20 protein-coding genes are annotated in these 20652 nt (G+C 55.2%); 14 read left to right on the top strand and 6 right to left on the bottom strand.

Annotated elements, in window-relative coordinates; translation table 11 throughout:
• Nucleotides 1–11 precede the first annotated feature (11 nt).
• Genes D9N13_RS23610 through D9N13_RS23555 form a run of 12 tightly spaced genes read left to right on the top strand, consistent with a single transcriptional unit; the run spans nt 12 to nt 11481 of the window.
• Nucleotides 12–314 carry a hypothetical protein gene (locus tag D9N13_RS23610; RefSeq protein ID WP_290594553.1) on the top strand — a complete coding sequence of 101 codons (303 nt, stop codon included), beginning with the start codon at nt 12–14 and terminating at the stop codon, nt 312–314.
• A 33-nt stretch (nt 315–347) separates the two neighbouring features.
• On the top strand, nt 348–1202 hold the full coding sequence (locus D9N13_RS23605; protein WP_290594552.1) for a transporter: 855 nt from the start codon (nt 348–350) through the stop codon (nt 1200–1202).
• A gap of 58 nt (nt 1203–1260) precedes the next feature.
• Nucleotides 1261–2574 (top strand): hypothetical protein, encoded by a 1314-nt coding sequence (locus tag D9N13_RS23600; protein ID WP_290594547.1) that lies wholly within the window; start codon nt 1261–1263, stop codon nt 2572–2574.
• Nucleotides 2575–2598: 24 nt separating this feature from the next.
• Complete coding sequence (gene arsS, locus D9N13_RS23595) at nt 2599–3567, top strand: arsenosugar biosynthesis radical SAM (seleno)protein ArsS (protein WP_290594541.1); 969 nt, start codon at nt 2599–2601, stop codon at nt 3565–3567.
• Nucleotides 3564–5714, top strand: coding sequence for an FAD-dependent oxidoreductase (locus tag D9N13_RS23590; RefSeq protein ID WP_290594536.1), 2151 nt, complete (start codon nt 3564–3566; stop codon nt 5712–5714). The genes arsS and D9N13_RS23590 overlap by 4 nt, the downstream gene beginning before the upstream one ends.
• A 3-nt stretch (nt 5715–5717) precedes the next feature.
• Nucleotides 5718–6515 carry a DUF547 domain-containing protein gene (locus D9N13_RS23585; protein ID WP_290594533.1) on the top strand — a complete coding sequence of 266 codons (798 nt, stop codon included), beginning with the start codon at nt 5718–5720 and terminating at the stop codon, nt 6513–6515.
• A 29-nt stretch (nt 6516–6544) separates the two neighbouring features.
• Nucleotides 6545–7582 (top strand): methyltransferase domain-containing protein, encoded by a 1038-nt coding sequence (locus tag D9N13_RS23580; protein ID WP_290594529.1) that lies wholly within the window; start codon nt 6545–6547, stop codon nt 7580–7582.
• Nucleotides 7573–8115: an arsenate reductase ArsC gene (locus D9N13_RS23575; RefSeq protein ID WP_290594527.1), complete on the top strand. Its 543-nt coding sequence runs from the start codon at nt 7573–7575 to the stop codon at nt 8113–8115. Before D9N13_RS23580 ends, D9N13_RS23575 begins: the two co-directional genes overlap by 10 nt.
• On the top strand, nt 8100–8912 hold the full coding sequence (locus D9N13_RS23570) for a phosphate ABC transporter substrate-binding protein (RefSeq protein ID WP_290594525.1): 813 nt from the start codon (nt 8100–8102) through the stop codon (nt 8910–8912). The genes D9N13_RS23575 and D9N13_RS23570 overlap by 16 nt, the downstream gene beginning before the upstream one ends.
• A gap of 4 nt (nt 8913–8916) precedes the next feature.
• Complete coding sequence (pstC, locus tag D9N13_RS23565) at nt 8917–9825, top strand: phosphate ABC transporter permease subunit PstC (RefSeq protein WP_290594524.1); 909 nt, start codon at nt 8917–8919, stop codon at nt 9823–9825.
• Nucleotides 9818–10648 carry a phosphate ABC transporter permease PstA gene (gene pstA, locus D9N13_RS23560; RefSeq protein WP_290594523.1) on the top strand — a complete coding sequence of 277 codons (831 nt, stop codon included), beginning with the start codon at nt 9818–9820 and terminating at the stop codon, nt 10646–10648. The genes pstC and pstA overlap by 8 nt, the downstream gene beginning before the upstream one ends.
• Entirely contained in the window at nt 10645–11481 is an 837-nt protein-coding gene (locus tag D9N13_RS23555) for a phosphate ABC transporter ATP-binding protein (protein ID WP_290594521.1), read from the top strand. The genes pstA and D9N13_RS23555 overlap by 4 nt, the downstream gene beginning before the upstream one ends.
• A gap of 28 nt (nt 11482–11509) precedes the next feature.
• Here D9N13_RS23555 and D9N13_RS23550 read toward each other — a convergent pair whose 3' ends face one another.
• The 5 genes from D9N13_RS23550 to D9N13_RS23530 form a co-directional block, all read right to left on the bottom strand.
• Nucleotides 11510–12631 (bottom strand): tetratricopeptide repeat protein, encoded by a 1122-nt coding sequence (locus D9N13_RS23550; protein ID WP_290594520.1) that lies wholly within the window; start codon nt 12629–12631, stop codon nt 11510–11512.
• A complete protein-coding gene (locus D9N13_RS23545; RefSeq protein ID WP_290594518.1) occupies nt 12615–14132 on the bottom strand; it encodes an adenylate/guanylate cyclase domain-containing protein in 1518 nt (505 codons plus the stop codon). The genes D9N13_RS23550 and D9N13_RS23545 overlap by 17 nt, the downstream gene beginning before the upstream one ends.
• A 141-nt stretch (nt 14133–14273) precedes the next feature.
• Entirely contained in the window at nt 14274–14420 is a 147-nt protein-coding gene (locus tag D9N13_RS23540) for an SDR family oxidoreductase (protein ID WP_290594516.1), read from the bottom strand.
• Nucleotides 14410–14550 carry a hypothetical protein gene (locus tag D9N13_RS23535; RefSeq protein ID WP_290594514.1) on the bottom strand — a complete coding sequence of 47 codons (141 nt, stop codon included), beginning with the start codon at nt 14548–14550 and terminating at the stop codon, nt 14410–14412. Before D9N13_RS23535 ends, D9N13_RS23540 begins: the two co-directional genes overlap by 11 nt.
• Nucleotides 14551–14580: 30 nt before the next feature.
• On the bottom strand, nt 14581–15102 hold the full coding sequence (locus D9N13_RS23530; protein WP_290594512.1) for a hypothetical protein: 522 nt from the start codon (nt 15100–15102) through the stop codon (nt 14581–14583).
• 193 nt (nt 15103–15295) lie between these two features.
• On the opposite strand from D9N13_RS23530, the gene D9N13_RS23525 reads away from it, so the two are divergent.
• Entirely contained in the window at nt 15296–17674 is a 2379-nt protein-coding gene (locus D9N13_RS23525) for an aldehyde dehydrogenase family protein (protein ID WP_290594510.1), read from the top strand.
• A gap of 263 nt (nt 17675–17937) precedes the next feature.
• On the top strand, nt 17938–19794 hold the full coding sequence (locus tag D9N13_RS23520; protein ID WP_290594508.1) for an ankyrin repeat domain-containing protein: 1857 nt from the start codon (nt 17938–17940) through the stop codon (nt 19792–19794).
• 22 nt (nt 19795–19816) lie between these two features.
• On the opposite strand, the gene D9N13_RS23515 is transcribed toward D9N13_RS23520, so the two are convergent.
• A complete protein-coding gene (locus D9N13_RS23515; protein WP_290594506.1) occupies nt 19817–20617 on the bottom strand; it encodes an alpha/beta hydrolase in 801 nt (266 codons plus the stop codon).
• Nucleotides 20618–20652 lie beyond the last annotated feature (35 nt).

Below are 20652 nucleotides of genomic sequence, written 5' to 3'. Positions count from 1 at the left end.
GGAGATACACGATGCGAAACCCAAACAAGCTCTCTCACTGTGCGCTAATCCTGTTCATGAGTATGGCCTCCTCCCTGGCGTTGGCATCAGGTTCGGATGCGGTGGGCCACGCACAAACCGGAGATAAGGCGAACTACAACCTGGGTAAACGGGTCTTTGCTGTGAAAATTGCCTGTGAGAGTTGTTCCATGCCGGGGTTCGACCTGAACAAAAGCAGTGCTCAGGAGCTGTTGCAGAAGCTGCCGCAGGCGGATCTGACCTCCCGGGAGCAGGAAGCCGTGAGCGTATATCTGAAGCGTCGCTTCAAACTTTAACCCCAATTAATCCAAAGTATCGAAAGGATCGCAATGATGAATAGAACGTTATGGTTAGTACCTGCATTACTGACACTGCCGGGCCTTTCTGTTGCTGAAGGTACCTCGCCCTGGTTGCCCATTCCCGGGGAGACATTGGTATCGATCAATTACACGCAACAGGAAGGTGATGATGCCTACATTGGCGATGATGAGCTTGCTGCAAGCGCCATTACCGGTGGGGCAGCCAGCAGTTTTGAGCGCAATGATACCGCGTTGCTGATCAACTATGGGATCAGCGACAACCTGGCACTGGATGCCTTGATCGGCTACGGCGAGGTGGAGGCGGGCAGCGCCGATCGGGACAGTGGTTTTACCGACTCGACCATCGGTGTAAGTTGGCGGGTGATGGATGAGTTTGCCACGGCAAACAATGTTCCCACCATCACGCTGCGCGGTGCCGCGATCATCAAGGGGGATTACGAAGGTGATCGCCTTGCCGCCCTCGGCAAAGCCGAAAACGGATTTCAGGCATCGGCGCTGGTGGGTAAGCAGGTAGGGCTTAACTGGGGTGTCAGCGCAGAGCTGGGATACGAGTACCGCAGTGGAGATGTGCCCGAAGCAAGCTTTGTTCATCTGTCTGCCCAGTACAATCCCACCAGCGCCCTGGGGCTGAGCCTTGGTTACTCGAACAAGCGCTACGGCGGTGATTTGGATATCGGCGGCCCCGGTTTTACCCCGGAACGCTTCCAAGAGGTGAATGAAGAGCGGGAGTTGGTGAAGTTCTCTTTGAACTACGCCGTTGGACCCAGCCAGGGGATCGCCTTCACCCTGGCTACCTTGACGGACGGTCGCAATACCGTAGCGGACGATGAAATTGCCGGCCTTACTTATACCCACGCGTTTTAACGTGTCTCTGGTCCGAGGCAGGAAGGCATTATTGTTGCTGGCTTTGTCAGCAGCAATAATGCTGTACCTCGGCGGTAACAGTGACCTCGGAACCAACCCGCAGCGTGAGCTGGTGTTCACGCTGCTTTCTTCGGCGCTGGGCTTGGGTGCCTTGGTGATCCTGGCCCTGCGCAAGGACATCGCGCCCACCCTGGGGCAGGTACTGTTGTTGGCGGTGGTGCTGCGTGTGATAGCGGCCATGGCCTGGCCCTTGCTGGAGGACGATTACTTTCGCTATCTATGGGATGGTCGGCAAACAGCGTTGTTCCTTCCCCCCTGGCAGCATCCACCGGAATTCTTTTTTTCACAGGCCCAGTTGCCCCAGCAGTGGCAATGGATACTGAATAACATCAACTATCCGGAGTTGCCTTCGATCTATGGCCCGGTGTTGCAGTATGTGTTTGCTCTGGCCTATTACATCGCCCCCGGTAATCTCACCGCGCTGCAAGGGCTGCTGGTGCTCACCGATGTGTGCATCCTGCTGAGCCTGTATGCCATGGGGGTATCCTGCCGCTGGCTCACTGCCTACGCGATCCATCCGTTGCTACTGAAAGAGGCCATTGCCAGTGCTCACCCTGATCTGATGGTGGCACTGGCGCTTATCTGGTGCCTTTATGGCTGGCAGCAACGGCGCCCGCTTCTTACCGGTGTGGCGTTAGGCATTGCACTGGGCGCCAAAATATCTGCGCTTGTGGTGCTGCCGTTTGTTCTTGTGCAGGTGCAGGCGTTACGGAATTATCCCGTTCATTTTGGCTGGTTTATGAAAGTGTTGTTGTACTGCGGCATCACTTTGGCATTGCTGTATGCACCTTTGCTGCAGCTAAGTGGCAGCGAATGGTATTCACTGCAAACCTTTGCCCGTGAGTGGCGTTTTAACCCCTTGCTGTTTCGATTGATTGAAGCGGTCGCCCCGGCGGGTTATGCCCGTGAAACCAGCGCGCTTGTGTTGCTGGTCGGCTTGGCCGTGTTGTGGATCAGGTGGCGTTCCAGGGTAAACAATCATTACCCGCCTGTGGATTTGGCGCTGTTGTGCTTATTGTTAGTGTCCCCAGTGGTTAACAGTTGGTATTGGCTGTGGTTGTTACCCATCACGGTTTTGATGGGGCGCGCTTGGCTATTCTATTTTTGTGCATTCGCGGTGTTGAGCTACTGCCATGGCGGCAATATCAGTCCGGCCGAAGGCCTATTACAGTTCCACGTATCCCCTTGGATTGCCCTGGCTCAGGGCGGCACACTGTTGCTGTGCTTTCTGCTACAGCAGCGCTACCACAAAAAAGCAGTATTTTCGGATCTTCAGTGTAACAAAACCCAATCTGCGCAATCCATTTCATAGACTCTACGTATGCAGGAGCAGTCGATGCATAAAATACTCCCCCTACTGAATGCGACGCATTTTCCCAGCCTGCGTCGCGGTGCAACCACCACGTTGCAGGTAAATCTAGGCTATCAATGTAATCAACGTTGCATCCACTGCCATGTTAATGCTGGGCCCCATCGCACGGAAATGATGTCGGCGGATACAGTGCGCCTGATTGTTCCCGCCATGCAGGCCGCAGGCATGACCACGCTCGACCTTACCGGTGGCGCACCCGAAATGCACCCGCAGTTCCGTGAGCTGGTGCAGCAGGCCAGGGCTGCCCATATCCATGTTGTGGATCGCTGCAACCTGACCATTCTGTTGGAGCCGGAACAGCACTTGCTGGCAGAGTTTCTTGCCAAACACCAGGTAGAGATAATCGCCTCGTTGCCCTGTTATTCCACCAAGAACGTGGATCAGCAACGGGGCAAAGGCGTGTTCTCGAAAAGCATTGACGCTTTGCAGCGCCTGAACGCATTGGGATACGGCCATGATGATAGTGGCCTGTTGTTGAATCTGGTGTATAACCCGCAGGGCCCAACGCTTCCACCTGAGCAAGGCGAGTTGGAGGCCGACTACAAGCGCATTCTGAATGATGAGTTCAGTATTCGGTTTAACCGGTTGTACGTCATCACCAACATGCCCATTCAACGCTTCGGTTCCACCTTGATATCGAAGGGGCAGTTCTACAGCTACATGCAACTGTTGAAAGACAGCTTTCATCCGCAACACCTGGATACGGTGATGTGCCGGTCACTGGTGAGTGTGGATTGGAAAGGCTATCTATATGACTGTGATTTTAATCAACAGTTGAACATTCCGTTGCGGGGCAATCAGCGCATGCATTTAATTGACTTGAACAATGCCGTTGACATCGATCAGCCCATTGCGGTGGCGGATCATTGTTTTGGTTGTACAGCAGGGCAGGGTAGTAGCTGCGCCGGTGCATTGGCGGGGGCTCAGCTATGAAGAAGCTTATTATCGTCGGCGTAATTGCGCTGGTCGTGCTGCTGTTTTTTGCTCTGGATCTGAATCACACTCTGACCTTGGAAGGGCTGAAATCCAGCCTGTCCCAGTTTGAGCGCTGGAAAACGGAATCCCTGTGGTTTGTGATGGCGGGATTCTTCGTTCTGTACGTCGTGGTGACTGCGTTGTCCCTGCCCGGTGCGGCGGTCATGACGTTAGCCGCAGGGGCCCTGTTCGGCCTGGTGTATGGCACGATTCTGGTGTCGTTTGCCAGCAGTTTGGGGGCCACTCTGGCGTTTCTGGCATCCCGCTATCTATTGCGTGAATCCGTTGAACGGCGCTTCCGGCAGCGCATGCAGCAAATCAATGCGGGAGTGGAACAGGAGGGCGGATTCTATCTGTTCACACTAAGGCTGGTACCGATCTTTCCATTCTTCTTAATCAATCTGGTGATGGGGCTGACCACCATCAGAGCCGCGACGTTTTACTGGGTCAGTCAGGTGGGTATGCTGGCGGGAACCATCGTTTATGTTAACGCGGGAACCCAGTTGGCCCAGATCGAGAGTTTGGGTGGCATTATTTCCCCATCGTTGTTGCTCTCGTTCGCGTTACTGGGCCTGTTTCCGTTGTTCGCCAAGAAACTGGTCAATAGTTTACAGGCCCGGCGTGCCTATCGGGGTTGGCGCAAGCCGTCATCGTTCGATCGTAACCTGATTGTCCTCGGGGCCGGCGCGGGCGGATTGGTATCCGCGTACATTGCCGCAGCGGTGAATGCCAAAGTGACGTTGGTTGAAGCCCATAAGATGGGTGGCGACTGTTTGAACTTTGGCTGCGTCCCCAGTAAAGCGCTGATCAAAAGTGCCAAGGTGGCACACCAGATCAAGAAGGCCGGTGATTACGGTGTCAGCAGCGGGCCGGCCCGCATCTCGTTTAGCAAAGTCATGCAGGGTATTCACGAGAAAATTGCGGCCATTGCACCTCATGACAGCGTTGAGCGTTATACCGAATTGGGTGTTGAAGTAAAACAAGGGTATGGCCGTTTAATCGATCCCTGGACCGTTGAGATTGAATCAAGTGACGGTGACCTTACCCGGCTTACCAGTCGAACCATTGTCATTGCCACCGGAGCCCGGCCCTTTGTGCCACCGTTGCCGGGTTTGGATGAAGTGGACTACGTGACCAGTGATACGCTGTGGGATACCTTTGCGCAATTGCAGGAGCCCCCCGGGCGTCTGGTGGTGCTGGGTGGCGGCCCCATAGGCTGCGAGCTGTCACAAAGCTTCTCCCGCCTTGGGGTGCAGGTAACCCAGGTTGAAATGGCAAGCCGGCTTTTGCTGCGCGAGGACGATGAAGTCTCCGCCTTTGCCCGACAAACCCTGGAGCAGGAAGGGGTTAAGGTATTAACAGATCACAAAGCGCTGCGCTGTTATCGGCAGGGTGCCCGTCAATACCTGGTGGTTGAGCATGAGGGAATGCAGCATGACATCGAGTTCGATCAGCTGCTGTGCGCGGTGGGTCGCGTGCCTCGAACCTCAGGGTTTGGCCTGGAGGCATTGGGCATTAAAACCGATCGTACGGTTACAACGGATGATTACCTGCAAACAATGTATCCCAATATATTGGCGGTGGGTGATGTGGTTGGGCCTTACCAGTTTACCCATGTGGCGGCGCACCAAGCCTGGTATGCCGCGGTAAACGGCTTATTCGGCCAGTTAAAAAAATTCAAAGTGGATTATCGGGTGATCCCCGCTACCACGTTTATGGAACCGGAGATTGCACGGGTTGGCCTCAATGAGCGTGAGGCCAGCGAGCAGAACATTGAATATGAAATCAGCCGTTATCAACTGGATGATCTGGATCGCGCCATTGTGGAAGGGGAAACCCGGGGCTTTGTCAAAGTGCTCACCGAACCGGGCAAGGATCGAATCCTGGGCGCCACCATCGTCGGTGAGCACGCCGGAGAGTTGCTGGCCGAATTTGTGCTGGCCATGAAGCATGGGCTCGGTTTGAACAAGATCCTGGGCACGATCCATGCCTATCCAACCTGGGCGGAGTCGAATAAATACGTGGCGGGAGTGTGGAAGAAAGACCACGCACCGCAACGCATACTGGAATGGCTACAGCGCTACCATACCTGGAGGAGAGCGTAAATCATGTTAAAACAACTGTTGGCTGCTTTTGTCATAGCTCTGTGCTCATCCTGGGTACAGGCAGAAACCTTCGATCACTCCCTTTGGGATAATCTGGTGAAATCGCATGTGGTGCCCATTCAGGGCGGATCATCCACTCAGGTGGACTACAGTGCCTTGCAACAAAACAGGGCAAACCTGACTGCATACTTAGAAACGCTTTCTGCACTACCCCGTAGTCGCTTTGACGCGTTTTCGAAGCCAGAGCAATTGGCTTTCCTTATTAATGCCTACAACGCCTGGACGGTGGAGCTGATCTTAAGCGAATACCCCGATGTTGAATCCATTAAAGATCTGGGTGGTTTTTTCTCATCGCCGTGGAAAGAGGAGTTTATACCGCTGTTTAATGACAAGGTATCCCTGGATTATATCGAACACGATCTCATTCGCGGGTCGGGTCGATACAATGATCCGCGCATCCATTTTGCGGTCAACTGTGCCAGCGTTGGCTGTCCGGCATTGCGTGAGGAAGCTTACACGGGCAGCCAATTGGAAAAGCAATTGGAGCAGCAGACCATGCGCTTTCTAACGGATTCGTCCCGTAATCGTGTCAGCAATGGCAGCATGCAAATATCGTCCATCTTCAAATGGTATCGAGGTGATTTCGAGGCAGGATGGCGAGGTTCGAATTCTCTGTCTGAATTCTTCGGGCTTTACAAGCACGCATTGCCGTGGTCCGAAGCCAGCATTGCAGCGTTGCAGGCAGGGGCGTTGGACATCAGTTTTCTGGATTATGACTGGCGTTTAAATGATACCCAGTGATTCAACCAAGTAAGATCAGGAGAAGCGACATGCGAGAGGCAGTTCAGGATTATTATGGGCGTCAACTTCAATCCAGTGACGATCTGAAAACCAGTGCCTGTTGTGACCCCGGTGCCATACCGGGATGGTTAAAGCCACTGTTGGCGAACGTGCATGGGGAAGTCCTTAGCCGTTATTACGGTTGCGGACTGGTGTGCCCCCCGGCCTTGGAAGGGTGTCGCGTGCTGGATCTGGGGTGTGGCGCTGGCCGTGATGTTTACCTGCTGGCGCAATTGGTGGGTGCAGCGGGGTCTGTGGTGGGCGTGGATATGACAGCCGAGCAATTGGCAGTGGCCCGCAGCCACCAAGCCTATCACGCCACTACCTTTGGCTATGATAATTGCCGGTTTCTGACCGGATACATCGAACAATTGGATGAGCTGGATCTGGAGCCAGAAAGCTTTGATGTCATCGTATCCAATTGCGTGGTGAATTTATCCACCGACAAAGAAGCGGTTCTGCACAACATCGCCCGCTTATTAAAACCCGGGGGCGAACTGTATTTTTCCGACGTGTACGCAGATCGCCGCATCCCGGCAGCCCTGCAAAACGATCCGGTAATTTACGGTGAGTGCCTGGGTGGCGCCCTCTACCAACAGGATTTTCTGCGGCTAGCCGCCAAAGCCGGGTTTATCGATCCGCGCCGGGTGGAAAGCCGGCCCCTTGCCATCGATGATTCCAATCTGGCTGAAAAGATCGGCCATGTTCAATTTACATCAACAACCTATCGGTTGTTCAAGCTTGATACATTGGAAACTGCCTGTGAAGACTACGGCCAGGCGGTGCGCTACCTGGGCACGATTCAGCATCAGCCTCATCATTTTGTGCTGGATGACCATCATGTCATGCCCACCGGTAAAGTGTTTCCGGTTTGCGGTAACACCTGGTCCATGCTGCGGGAAACCCGGTTTCGTGAACACTTTGAGTTCTTTGGTAACTTCGATACGCACTTTGGTTTGTTCGACGGCTGTACCGAGTCTGTAACCGATGCCCTTGTTGATCAGGCGGGAGCAAGCTCATGTTGCTGACCTCTGCTGAGAACGTTGCATCAACCTCCGATCAGGGTAAGCGGCTTAATGTGCTGGTGCTTTGTACCGGCAACTCTGCGCGCTCTATTATGGCGGAAGCCCTGCTCAACAGTGTGGGGGCACCCCTGTTTCGGGCGTTCAGTGCGGGAAGCCAGCCCACCGGTAAAGTTAACCCACTGGCCATCGAACAAATAGCCCAGTTGCTGCCCCAGGAACAAAACAGCGTACGCAGTAAGAGTTGGGATGAGTTCACTCAGGCGGACGCTCCGCGGTTGGATCTGGTGTTAACGGTGTGTGATAACGCTGCTGCCGAGGTTTGCCCCACGTTTTACGGTGATTATGAAATCGTACATTGGGGGTTGCCCGATCCCGCCAATGCTGCACTCGATCCGGAAAGCGAACGGGATGGCTTCAGGCGTTGCTTTTCAGTGCTTCAGGCCCGGGTGGAGGCGTTGGTGGCTGCCCACCCACAGGGTGCGTCGCGGGAGACCGTCTGTAACACCATGAGGAAACTGTCATGTTCCAGCGACTGACCGGGCTTTTGTTGGCGGTGGCCCTGTGCCTGAGTGCGTACGGTGTGCAGGCGGCGGATAACCGACTCATTCTGACCGGATCAAGTACCGTGGCACCGTTGGTGCTGGAGATGGCCAAACGATACGAACAGCAGCATCCGCAGGTGCGGATCGATGTACAAACCGGCGGTTCCACCCGCGGTGTGAACGATACCCGTACCGGTTTGGCCCACATCGGTATGGCCTCCCGCAATCTCAAACCAACGGAGACGGGTTTGCGTGTACATACCATTGCCATTGATGGTGTGGGTATCATCGTCCATCGCTCCAACCCCATAAGCTCGTTAAGCAACACCCAGATCATCGACATCTACACCGGAAAGATCCGCAACTGGAAAGACGTTGGCGGCCGTGATCTTTCCATCACCGTTGTCAACAAAGCCGAAGGGCATTCCACGCTGGAGCTGTTCCTCAATTATTTTGCACTGAAAAACAGCCAGGTAAGGCCGAGCATTATCATCGGGGATAACGAACAAGGCATTAAAACCGTGGCAGGAAACCCGGGGGCAATCGGTTACGTGTCCATCGGTGCGGCTGAGTTCAGCCAGGCAAGAGGCGTGACCATAAAACGCCTGCCGCTGGAAGGCGTTGCAGCCTCGGTTGCTGAAGTGCAGGCCCACAGGTTTCCGTTGGCGCGTCCGCTCAATCTGCTCACCGGGAAATCCCCGTCGCCACTGGCGCGCCGTTTTATAGCGTTCGCGCAATCGGAAGCGGTGGCGGATCTTATTGCAGATCAGTTCTTTGTTGTTCCCAGGTGAAGCAATGATGGCAAAGTGCCTGGATCACCTGAGATCCAAAGACGGCCGCTGGAATGCCTCGCTGGCCCTGTTGACGGCCGGCATGGTGGCCCTGTTGCTCACCATTTTACTGTTCTTGATGAGTGAAGCCTGGCCTTTCCTGGTCAGCGCCGACACCGGGCACGGCGGCAACCGTTTGTTTGCGAACCTGTTGCAGAATCCAGGCTGGTATCCGCTGGAGGGCCGGTTTGGGTTGGCGCCCATGATTCTGGCGTCGCTGGCCGTTATGCTGGGCGCCATTCTGATTGCTTTACCATTGGGGCTGATCAATGGGATTTATCTGGAATTTTACGCGTCTGCGGCATTTGCGCGCGGCTTTCGCCTGTTGCTCAATCTGTTGGCGGGAATCCCCTCTGTAGTGTTTGGGCTGTGGGGGTTAACCCGGCTGGTGCCCTGGATCACTCAATGGCAACCCCCTGGTGCTTCCCTGTTGGCGGCAATACTGGTGTTGTCTTTGATGATACTGCCCACCATTGCGCTAACCAGCGCTTCCGCCTTGGCCAGTGTTCCCCGGGAGCTGCACACAGGGGCAATAGCGTTGGGCCTGCGCCGCACTTCACAGATTATCCACATCATGCTGCCCGCCGCCCGCTCCGGTATTGTGGCCGGTACCATACTGGCCGCGGCGCGTGCATTGGGGGAAACCATGGCGGTACTGATGGTGGCGGGCAACGTCGTTCAGATTCCTGCAACCCTGTTTGAACCGGTGCGTGTGCTCACCGCCAATATGGCTTTGGAAATGGCCTACGCCGTGGGCGAACACCGGGCCAGTTTGTTTGCCTCCGGCTTATTGCTGACGTTGGTGGTGTGGGGGCTATCCTGGATGGCTTATCGGCTGGGCCGTCACCAGCGGAAGTTTGCCCGCCATGATTGACCGTGTTTTTTCCACTGTGGTTTTCGCTGCTGCGGCCCTGGTGGTTGCCGCATTGGTGTGGGTGTTGACGGACGTCGTCAGCGAAGGTGCTGCACGGATTTCCTGGGCTTTTCTGGTCACCGAACCCAGGGATGCCGGCCGTGCCGGTGGCATAGCACCTGTTCTGGTGTCCACCCTGTGGGTACTGGTGATTGCGTTGGCTGCCGCGTTGCCTTTGGGATTGGGTGTGGCCATTTGGTTGTCGGAGTTTGCACCCAAGCAGCGTGGCTTCGCCGCCTACACCGGTATTACGCTGGATGTTCTGGCCGGGATACCGTCCATTGTGTACGGGCTGTTTGGTAACGCGTTTTTTAGCGTCTACATGGGGCTGGGGTATTCGTTGTTAGCCGGTGGTTTGACATTGGCGTGCATGATTTTACCGGTGTTTATCCGCACCTGTGAATCCGGCCTGCGGCAGGTGAGTGACGATTGGCGCCAGGGGGCGTGGGCACTCGGTATGACCCGGGCTGCGGCAGTTTGTCATGTGTTACTGCCGGCGGCGCGCCCGGCCATTCTGGCGGGTTTGGTGCTTGGTATTGGTCGGGCCACCGCAGAAACCGCGGCCCTGTTGTTTACCAGTGGTTATGTCGACCGCATGCCGGAATCACCATTGGACTCCGGCAGAGTGCTGGCGGTACATATATTTGACTTGTCGATGAATGTGACCGGGGGCGATGGCGCGGCATATGGTTCAGCCCTGGTGCTGATCGTGCTGATTGTTTTGCTCAATGGGCTGGCACAGAGCCTGGTAGACAACTGGTTCAAGCGGAGGATAAGCCAATGATGATTGATCAACCTACAGCTGCCTATACCCTGGGGGAGATGGAGCAGAAAGCCGCCTGTTGTGTGCCCAGCCCCATTCTGCAAGTGCGAGACCTTGCCGTTTATTATGGTAACAACGCGGTACTGGCCGATGTATCCCTGGATATCCACAAGGGATGCATCACCGCTCTGATTGGCCCTTCCGGGTGTGGCAAGACCAGTTTTCTTTCAACCCTGAACCGGCTTACCGATTACCATCCCGGCGTGCAGGTGCGTGGGCAGATTCTGTTTGATGGCCATAACCTGCGGCAGGAATCCGTTGATACGCTGGCCCTGCGCCGCCGTATCGGTATGATTTTCCAACGGCCCAACCCCTTTCCCTTGTCCATCCGGCGCAATTTGGATCTACCACTGAAGGAGCACGGTGTGCGTGATCCTCACCTGCGAAAGCGTAAGATCAAACAAGCCCTTAAGGGCGTGGGCTTGTGGGATGAAGTCTGTGATCGGTTAGACAGCTCTGCCTTGAGCTTGTCGGGCGGTCAACAGCAACGGCTGTGTATTGCGCGGGCGTTGGTGTTGGAGCCGGAAATTCTGTTGATGGATGAACCTTGCAGTGCCCTTGACCCCATTTCATCCAGAGTGGTGGAAGAGCTGATCATGCGCTTGCGTGGCCGTTACACTCTGGTGATCGTTACCCACAATCTGGCTCAGGCCCGCCGCGTGGCGAACTACGTAGGCTTCTTCTGGATGCGTGAGCGGGTTGGGAAATTAATCGAATTTGGCCAGTGCCGGCAGTTGTTTGAGGCCCCCACAGATGCTTTAACCGCCGCTTACGTATCCGGGGCACAGGGCTGAAGAGTTGGCATATGGGTCAGCAGGAGCGCTACGATCCCTGCTTCAGGCGTTGCAGATTTTCACGAAATTTTTCTGCCCGCTGAATGTTTTCTTTCAGTTCCTTGTTGTCGGGGTCAAGCCGCAGTGCGCGCTGCCAGGCATCAATGGCGTTGTCAAATTCACCCTTTGTGTAGAAATTTTTGCCATCCTGAATAGCCTGATTCAAGGCAATGCTGCGCTGCTGATCCAGTTGGTCTCTGCGTTTCAGTACCTCCGGTGATTTGGCGTCAATCACCTCCATGGCGCGCAGGGTTTTTCTGGCAAGGCGAAACTCACGCTGCGCCAGATGCTGATCAAACTCTTCGATCAGCAGGCTCAGCTTTGAGCGCTGGCGCTTCTGATCTTCGCGGGCACGCTTTTTCTGTTTTGCCTTGCGTTGCGCAAAGGTTTTTACCGCCCGCTCATGGTAGGGTTTGGTAAATTCACCGGGGTCCAGTTGATAGGCCAGATCATAGCGCAGTGCCGCAGTACCAAAGTGTTCCTTTTCTTCATGGGCCAAACCGTAGTTCACCATGCGGCGGGCCAGGCGCTCGCGTTCCTCATGGCTTTTTTCCTGCCAGGCCCGGGCCTCAGGATCATTGGGTGCGGCCTGGTACAGTGCTTTTATGTCTGCACTGATGTTTAGCCAGTGCCTGGCCTGCGCGACATCCAGATCTTCTTTCAGCCCGTTCAGGTAGGTCAGATGGCGAACGCTGAATTCACTGTAGGCGTTCTGTAATGCCGGGCTGGAGGGCACCTTTTCCAAAGCGCTTTCATACACGCTTTTGGCCTCTTGCCATTGCCCCTTGTTATCCAGCTGTTGCGCGGTGGCCAGGGTAGTGTATTCAAAGCGGCTGATGGCTTGGGTGATGTGTTTGCGTTGCTTTGGCAGCTCTAGATCATTGGGGTAGTTATCCTGCCAGTGATCCACCGCTTTGAGCGCGGTGTCAAACTGGTTCTCCGCCAGCAACCCGGCAATGTAATCATCGGAAGGTTGTTTGGGTATGGATAGAGAGGCACAGGCAGTGAGCCCCAGGCAGCAGATCAGGGCCAGTAACTTTATGCTCGGCATAGTGGGCAGGATGGGGTTGGCCTGTGGGCACAGCCGCAGGCGATCAATGAATTTTGCCATGGGCGGATTGATCGATGGTAATGGGTTTGTCCAGGGTGATCGGGTTACTGTCGTTGCGGCTGTATGGCTTACTGAGAATGTCATCGATCAGGTTATCCACCACATGCGCATTGGGTTGCTCTATATCATGCACGTGATAAATGGCGACGGGTTCGGCTTTGCCCCGTACTTTAATCTGCTTGCGTGATTCGGCGTTGATTTTATGTGTTTGGATGATGGCGTTGTACATGGATTCCTCAATAATAATCTGGGAGGAGCCAGCCTCGCTGCACAGACGGGAGGCAAGGTTAACGGCATCACCCACCACCGTGTACTGCATTCGATTGCTGCCGCCTATGAGTCCGGCCAGCATACTGCCGGAATTGATGCCGATGCGCAGATTGACTTCGTACAATCCCTTTTCCCGCCGTATCTGATTCAACCGGCGAACCAGTTGATTCATCAATACCGCACAGGCCAACGCATGATACTGATGATCCTTATCCGGCTTTGGTGCACCAAACACCAGCATCACTGCATCGCCAATAAATTTGTCCACGGTACCAAAGTAAAATTTGGCGCATTGATTAAAGTAATTGTAGTACTCGTTGAGCAGGTTGCTGACCTCCTGCGGCGAGAGGCTCTCTGAGATGTTGGTAAAGCCCACGATATCGGCAAACAGTACGGTGGCCTCCACGTGCTCTCCGCCCAGTTCAACTTCCTGAACGCCGCCCAGTACCTTTTGGGCTATGTCACGGTCAACCAGTTTGTTCAGCATGGCCTCCACCTGGTCTTTTTGGATCAAGCCGTTGCTCATGTTGTTAATGGCGTTGATCAGCATGCCCAGCTCATCCGAACGCCGCTCAGGAATGTGCTTCAGTTTCCCCTGTTGCAAATCCCGGGTTGCAGCGGCCAGCGAGGTAATGGGCTGGGAGAATTTATGTGCCATGGCGATCCCCAGCAGGCTGACACTGATGCACAGCACAACGCTCATTACAATAAAAGTATGTAGTGATTTTGACAGCAGGGTGGCAACGCTCTGATTGTTCACGGCCAGCGCCGCGTAGCCGCCGGTTACGTCTTTGAAAACGATGGGGCTCACATAGATGACAACATTCTGGTTGGGGTGGTTATCCCACTGGGCGAAGGGCCGCACATGTTGATTGAGTTTTATGGACTGGACGATGGCCGATTGCGGAATCTCAATTCCGGTTTTGGCCACCACCGTAAAGTCATGATCCAGAATCACCACACCGGCAACGCGGTTGTTGTTGCTGAGATTACTAAGCAATACACCCAGCTTGAACTCGTCCTCGGTAAAGAAGGGTTCTACGGCGCTGTTGGCAATCTGTTGCGAGATGATGCGTCCAAAATCTTTTTGCAGTTTTTCATGTACTTCAGACTGATCACGAAAGGTCACCAACGCCAGGATGCCCATGCCCATAACGATCAGCAACGTAATGCTGACGGCGTACTTTACGGCGATGGATAAATTGATTTTAGGTTTGGGAAGGCTGGCCATATTCTGCAATAAGCTTTTTAAGAATCAAACTCTTAATGCAAATATAGTCGCAAAAGCCCTGGTTAGCAGGCTGCCAGGGCCTGAAAAAGGGTAACCAGTTAACAAAAGGCATAGAAAACCAAAATGGGTTATTAACCAGCCCTAAACGTAACGCACCGCGCCACCATCCACCCGAATATTCTGCCCGTTAATAAAACCCGCCCGGGGGCTGGCAAGAAACACAACCAAATCAGCCACTTCCTGACGGGTGGCCAGGCGGCCACAGGGGTTGGGAAAGTCATGCTGCACGATGTGTTGCTGTAACGATGCCCAATCCGCCGGTCAGCCTTTCTTCTGCCAGCGTGGTGGCAATGACATTGCCGGTGCCCCGGTGGGCGCCACTGACCAGGGCGGTTTTATGGTTAAGTTGTACATCCATGGCTTAGGCTCCGTTGCCGGCTCAGTGTCATCACAAATCCAACAAACCCAGCGCATAGCTGGCCGGGCCATCGTCACCAAAGTTCAACGTAATGAACTCAGTAACGCTGGAGATCTCGATATATTCTATGGTGGTGAGGGAAACGGCCATGTGGGCTTGTTCCATCATGTTGCTGATCAGCACCTTGCCATCTTCCGCATTGACCGCCACCACAGCGCCCAGGTGCATATTGTAGCCAAGGTCCTTTTTGGTTTTGTTCAGGCAGATCAGACCCTGTCCTTCCACGGGGAGGCCGGTGAACGCATAATCTTTGAGGCCGCTGGCACTCAGATGGAAATTGGCGGTATCGCTGATATTGATGCTTTTGTTGCCGAAATGGGCGTAAACGTGAGGTTCCCGCGAATCACCTGCCTTCCAGTCGAGCAACTTGCCGTTGGCATAACACTGGATGATGTATTCTGCGGATTCGATGCAGCTTTTTGGTACCTTTTTAGAGCCGCGTATGCCTCTTGAGCCAAGCGAAACAAAATCCAGCTGATTCTTCCAAGCCATGTCGGATGTCTTCCTTGTATCGGTTAGGGTGCACCTCAATATACGGTGTGGCTAACCGCTGAGCAATCGCTTTACCTGCCTCCCCACCGCTGACAGCACCACTGAATTCAATATATGCAAATTCCTTTATAATCAACAATGATGTATAGTAATGAAAAATAATGACAACTGAGTGGTCTATTAGGAGAGTGCAATGTCCTTGTTCGATAAGTTTAGCTACCGCAACAAGCGCGTTTTGGTGGTAGGCGGGGCAACCGGCATGGGTGCCGCAACGGCGGAACTGGTGCGCGATGCGGGTGCGGAAGTGGTGGTCATGGACCGCGGCGAGATTACTCTGGAAAGTGTGCGGACGCTGTTCGTGGATCTGGCCGACAAACAATCGATCGATCAGGCGTTGATTGAGTGTGGCGGCAGGATTGATGCGCTGTTCAGTTGCGCCGGTGTTGCCGATGGCACCCCCGGCATTGAGCGTATCAATTTTATCGGCCATCGCTACCTGATCGACCAGATGTTTGCGGCGGAGATGTTCAATCAGGGGGCGGCCATCGGTTTGATTTCATCGGCGGCCGGCATGGGCTGGGAAGCCAATCTGCCTGAGCTGATCGAATTTCTCGCCATCGACGATTATGACCAGGCAACCCAGTGGGCGGTGGAGCACGGCAAGTGCAGCTACATGTTCACCAAGCAGGCGGTGTGTGCTTACGTGGCGCGCATGGCCATGCCGTTCCTGAAGAAAGGGGTTCGTATTAACGCCATCCTGCCGGGGCCCACCGACACGCCCCTGGCCCGTGACAACGCCGATTCGTGGCTGACCTTCGGCAAGGATTACCGTGCAGAGGCCGGTGTTGAGGTGTCCACACCAATGGAGCAGGCCGGCCCCCTGGTTTACCTGTGCAGTGATGCTGCCGCGGTGGTCAGTGGCATCACGCTGATCACCGATGTGGGCTTCACCAGCTCGGCGGTGTCGGACGTGTTCCCCAGCGCCAAGATGATCGTTAACTTTCTGCGGGGTGTGGGCGGTGGTGCTGCCGGTGGTACCGCCAGCGCACCCCAGGTGCAGCGTGCTGCAAGCGCCGGGCAGGAGAAACCCAAACTGCCCCAGATCAATCCCGAGACCCGCATGCTGATCGATGGTGAGCTGGTGGAGGCAGAGCACGGTGCGACCTTCAACAACATCAACCCGGCTACCGAAGAGGTCATTGGTGTTGTGGCCGATGCCACCCGCGCGGACATGCAGCGTGCCATTGCTGCGGCCCGCCGCGCCTTTGATGAAACCGATTGGTCCACCAACCGGGAATTCCGTAAAAAGTGCCTGATTCAGCTGCGCGACGGGATCATGGAGGAGCGTGAGGAATTGCGTGAACAGCTGATCCAGGAAGCGGGCTGCCCCCGCATGACGACGATTCGCCAGCAGCTGGATGCGTCGTTTCCGGAAGCGCTGGATTACCCCATTGAGCTGATGGACCGGTTCGATTGGGAGATTGAGCTGCCCGATGGAAAAGGCAACCAGGGCGAACCCAATGCCCGCCGTATCTGGAAGGAGCCAATGGGGGTGGTGGGGGCCATCATTCCCTGGAATTTCCCCTTTGAGGTGGCCATCAACAAGATTGCCCAGGCCCTGGCCACGGGCAATACCCTGGTGCTGAAGCCCGCGCCGGATACCCCGTGGAGCGCAACTTTCATCGGTCGCGTGGCGGCGCAGAAGACCGATATCCCAGCGGGTGTGTTGAACATCGTTACCTCGTCGGATCATCTGCTGGGCGAGGCGCTCACCCTGTCCCCCGCGGTGGATGCGATTTCCTTCACCGGTTCGACGGCGGTGGGCCAGCGCATTATGGAGAAGGGTGCTGCCACCATGAAGCGTGTATTCCTCGAACTCGGCGGCAAGTCCGCCAATATTATTCTTGACGACGCCAACTTTGACTCCGCCTTGATGGGGGCATTGGCGGTGTGCTTCCACGCCGGTCAGGGCTGTGGTATTCCCACGCGCATGCTGGTGCCCAAGGCCCGCTACGAAGAGGTTTGTGCCAAGGTCAAGGGCATCATGCAGATGGCGCCTTATGGTGACCCGCAACGTGCCGATGTGATGATGGGCCCGCTGGTGTCTGCCCGGCAGCGCGACCGGGTGCTGAGCCTGATCGACACCGGCATCGCCGAAGGCGCGACCCTTGCCCTGGGTGGCAACCGGCCGGCGGCGTTCCCCACGGGTTACTATGTTGAACCAACTCTGTTCACACATGTGGACAACAAGATGACCATTGCCCAGGAAGAGATTTTCGGCCCGGTGCTGGTGTTGATTCCGTTTGAGGATGACGACGATGCCGTGCGCATTGCCAACGAAAGCCGCTATGGTCTGGTGGGCAGTGTTCACTCGGGATCCCTGGACCGTGCCATGGCCGTGGCGCGCCGGATTCGAGCCGGTGTTATGTCCATTAACGGCGGTGCCGCCCATGGGGTTGATATTCCCTTCGGTGGTTATAAGTTCAGCGGTATCGGCCGTCAGAATGGTGAGGCCGGCTTCAATCAATACCTGGAGACCAAATCCATCGCCTGGCCGATCCCCAAACAGTAAACACCGATCGCAGACGCCATGCCCGGCCGTGGGCATGGCCTTCTTCTGTGCCTCCCTTTGTGCCTCCCCTCCCGTTCACTTCTTTGTCCATTTAATGAATAATTGAGAACGCCTTCAAAGATCGTCAAACTAGGGTCAAAGTAGGTGTGGTGAAATAGATCCGGTTCACACACTTACCCGCTGTACGCCGGAATGAATTGCAAGCCGCAGCTAAGGAAAGCGCTGGGGGCATCCAGAATAATAAAAAGGACACAAGGTTTGATATGAAAAAGAGTGCTCATTTGGTGCGTCTGGGCTTATTGCTGGTGGTGGGTGGGCTGCTTTACCTGAACCACGAGCACGGTATTTTTAGGGCGGTAACCCTGTATTACCAGGATCAGCTCGCCCAAACCTGTCAGGCGGAATACACCGAACTTCTGCGTAAAATCCGCAATGAAAGCCAGTTCTCCCAGTATGCCGATCAGCTGCAAACGCACACGCAGTCCTGTGGCCGCCTGCTGGGCAGCATGAAAGCCATGGAGCAGTTGCCCCAATCCACCAAAGAATACCTGCTTGATCGGGTTGGAACTTCCTGGAAAAAGATCAGCCAGCAAAACGGTGTTGAGATGCGCCGGATCATGGCGATGAAAGGGGGCGAGGCCTTGCTGTTTCCGGAACGCTTTCCGTCCGTGAGCGAGGAGCTGTTGGCGCAACCTGCCCAGCCGGATCTGGATTACTATCGGCAGTCCGCCCAACCGATCATCGCCTCCGCCCAGCGATTGATGGATTACTACAACGGCAGCGGCGAGGAACAGGACATTGCCCATCAATTGATTCAGCGTGTGATCGCCGCGGACCAACAGTATGCACCGGCCTATGTAGCGTTGGCGCGCTACGTCCTGGCGACCACCAATACCATGGGCCGGCGCTATCGGAATAACGGTCTGGAACGCGGCAAAGCGTTAATCGACAAGGCAATGGCCCTGGATGGAAATCTGGCGGCGGCTTATTCACTGTTGGGTCACTGGCATATTCAGCGCTTTGATTTCAGCGCGGCACAGAGCGCCCTGGATAGGGCGCGCACGCTGGATGCCAACGATCCCTGGGTTGAGGTCAATCAGGGGCGCCTGTATGAGAAACAACTCCCCAATGATGCAGCAAACAGCGTGCGCCATTATAAGATGGCTGCATTGAATGGGGCATTGCCGGCGTTGCCCCGCGCGGTGGCTTACGCTGAACTGGCTGAGAGTGAATGTAAAAAAGGCGCCGTTGATACAGCAAAACAATACTATTCGGAGATGGTGGCGCTGCAGCCGAACATCAGTTGGGCCCGGGGTAACCTGATTCCACGTATTCTGTTTGATTGCTCGGATCTTGCCTGGGCGGAGCAGGTGAGCAAAGAAACATTGGCGCAGTTAGACTACCCCGTGGCGAGGGAAGATTATGGCTGGGTACAGTTCGCCCGGGCGGCAAAGCTGCAGGCAGCCGGGCAGCAGCAAGAAGCGCTGCAGGTTTGGCAGCGGGCACTGGCGTTCGCCGACAATTATCAGGAATTCTATATTCGTGCGGCGGAGTTCAGCAACCACGATCTGTTTGCCGATATTTACCGTCAGCTGCCACACTTCGGTGAGGTGACAGCAACCGGTCGGGCCCATCGCGGCAAAACGATGTTACACCTGGCCATCAACGCACAGCGCCCCACCAACGTCCGCTGGTTGATTGATCAGGGTATGGCGATCGACACCCGCGATGATATGGGCCATACGCCATTGCATTACGCAGCACAAACCGGGCAGATCAAGGTGATGCAGTGGCTCACAGAGCGCGGTGCCGATGTGAACGATGTTAGCGGTCCATCCGGGTTATCCCCGCTGATGCAGGCCATCGAATTTAAACAGAGTGATGCGGCACTTTGGCTGATGAACAATGGTGCGGATATTAATTACCGCATGCAAGCGGGGGTAACCCCGCTGGGACACGCGGTGAGCACAGGAAGCCTGAGCATCGCTGCAGCTCTGCTGAAAAGAGGCGCAGACCCCAGCGTGCGGTTGTATGATCAGTACACATTGCAACAGGCCGCAGTAGAATTAAACAACTACGCCATGCTGGCGTTGCTGAAGCAGTACCCGGGAACGGAGTAGGGTATCTGCCACCGCGGAAATGCTACAGATTGTTTTGGTTGGTGATGATTTCCTGGGGTGGATTCAACAGAGCCTGCTGCGCACTGCCGCTGCCACTCAATGCATAGTCAAACCAGTCCAGGATCACTTGCCTGGCGGCTTTGGAATTGTTGCTGCTGCCGGTATTGTTCATCCACTTCAGGTGATCGAAGTTCGCCAGTTGCATGTAGGCTTTGCTGATGCCGGCGGGAAGGTTGTCATAGGCACCGGCGGAAAAGCCCGGCGGTGCAACGATGTCATTCTGCCCCACCAGCAGTAATGTGTCTGCGGTCACGTTCGCCAGGTTTTCATTGGGCGAATAGGGGGCAAGGGCAACAATGGCGTCGATCGCGTCGGCCAGTTCATTGCCCACGTTCAAAACCGCACCACCACCCATGGAATAGCCCATTAAGGCGTACTTTCCCAGGCGCAGGTAGAGTGGGTTAGCGGGGTCCATATTGGCCGTCTGCATCAGATCGTAGCCCGATCGTTGGGCACTCTCATAACCGGGGACACTCAGGTTGTCCACGGCGGAAACAGTAAATACCACCATGTTGCCCTGCTCAACCAGATACTGGGCCAGCCAATACATATTTTGTTGGTTATTGGTAAATCCACCCGACAGGGTGGTGGCGCGGTAGCTCTGCGAATTATCCGGTAAATCACAGGGATAAAATACCCGCGCGGAACTGATTCCCCCGCTTGGCTCGGCGTCGTAATAACATTCTGATCCACCCCCGCATCCGCTTAAGACCAGAAGCGGCAATACGAGAGAGACTAACTGCTTTATTGTATTTCTTTTCATGCGCGTGCCTTGCTTGTGAACGGTTGCCAGACAGG

The sequence above is a fragment of the Ketobacter sp. GenoA1 genome (genome assembly GCF_003671475.1).
Lineage (GTDB): Bacteria > Pseudomonadota > Gammaproteobacteria > Pseudomonadales > Ketobacteraceae > Ketobacter.
This window is presented reverse-complemented; position numbering and strand designations above follow the sequence as displayed.

Excerpts from the sequence above, each read along its gene's own strand:
- D9N13_RS23610 (WP_290594553.1), top strand. The coding sequence starts at position 12 with ATGCGAAACCCAAACAAGCTCTCTCACTGTGCGCTAATCCTGTTCATG.
- D9N13_RS23605 (WP_290594552.1), top strand. The coding sequence starts at position 348 with ATGATGAATAGAACGTTATGGTTAGTACCTGCATTACTGACACTGCCG.
- D9N13_RS23600 (WP_290594547.1), top strand. The coding sequence starts at position 1,261 with ATGCTGTACCTCGGCGGTAACAGTGACCTCGGAACCAACCCGCAGCGT.
- arsS (WP_290594541.1), top strand. The coding sequence starts at position 2,599 with ATGCATAAAATACTCCCCCTACTGAATGCGACGCATTTTCCCAGCCTG.
- D9N13_RS23590 (WP_290594536.1), top strand. The coding sequence starts at position 3,564 with ATGAAGAAGCTTATTATCGTCGGCGTAATTGCGCTGGTCGTGCTGCTG.
- D9N13_RS23585 (WP_290594533.1), top strand. The coding sequence starts at position 5,718 with ATGTTAAAACAACTGTTGGCTGCTTTTGTCATAGCTCTGTGCTCATCC.
- D9N13_RS23580 (WP_290594529.1), top strand. The coding sequence starts at position 6,545 with ATGCGAGAGGCAGTTCAGGATTATTATGGGCGTCAACTTCAATCCAGT.
- D9N13_RS23575 (WP_290594527.1), top strand. The coding sequence starts at position 7,573 with ATGTTGCTGACCTCTGCTGAGAACGTTGCATCAACCTCCGATCAGGGT.
- D9N13_RS23570 (WP_290594525.1), top strand. The coding sequence starts at position 8,100 with ATGTTCCAGCGACTGACCGGGCTTTTGTTGGCGGTGGCCCTGTGCCTG.
- pstC (WP_290594524.1), top strand. The coding sequence starts at position 8,917 with ATGATGGCAAAGTGCCTGGATCACCTGAGATCCAAAGACGGCCGCTGG.
- pstA (WP_290594523.1), top strand. The coding sequence starts at position 9,818 with ATGATTGACCGTGTTTTTTCCACTGTGGTTTTCGCTGCTGCGGCCCTG.
- D9N13_RS23555 (WP_290594521.1), top strand. The coding sequence starts at position 10,645 with ATGATGATTGATCAACCTACAGCTGCCTATACCCTGGGGGAGATGGAG.
- D9N13_RS23550 (WP_290594520.1), bottom strand. The coding sequence starts at position 12,631 with ATGGCAAAATTCATTGATCGCCTGCGGCTGTGCCCACAGGCCAACCCC.
- D9N13_RS23545 (WP_290594518.1), bottom strand. The coding sequence starts at position 14,132 with ATGGCCAGCCTTCCCAAACCTAAAATCAATTTATCCATCGCCGTAAAG.
- D9N13_RS23535 (WP_290594514.1), bottom strand. The coding sequence starts at position 14,550 with ATGGATGTACAACTTAACCATAAAACCGCCCTGGTCAGTGGCGCCCAC.
- D9N13_RS23530 (WP_290594512.1), bottom strand. The coding sequence starts at position 15,102 with ATGGCTTGGAAGAATCAGCTGGATTTTGTTTCGCTTGGCTCAAGAGGC.
- D9N13_RS23525 (WP_290594510.1), top strand. The coding sequence starts at position 15,296 with ATGTCCTTGTTCGATAAGTTTAGCTACCGCAACAAGCGCGTTTTGGTG.
- D9N13_RS23520 (WP_290594508.1), top strand. The coding sequence starts at position 17,938 with ATGAAAAAGAGTGCTCATTTGGTGCGTCTGGGCTTATTGCTGGTGGTG.
- D9N13_RS23515 (WP_290594506.1), bottom strand. The coding sequence starts at position 20,617 with ATGAAAAGAAATACAATAAAGCAGTTAGTCTCTCTCGTATTGCCGCTT.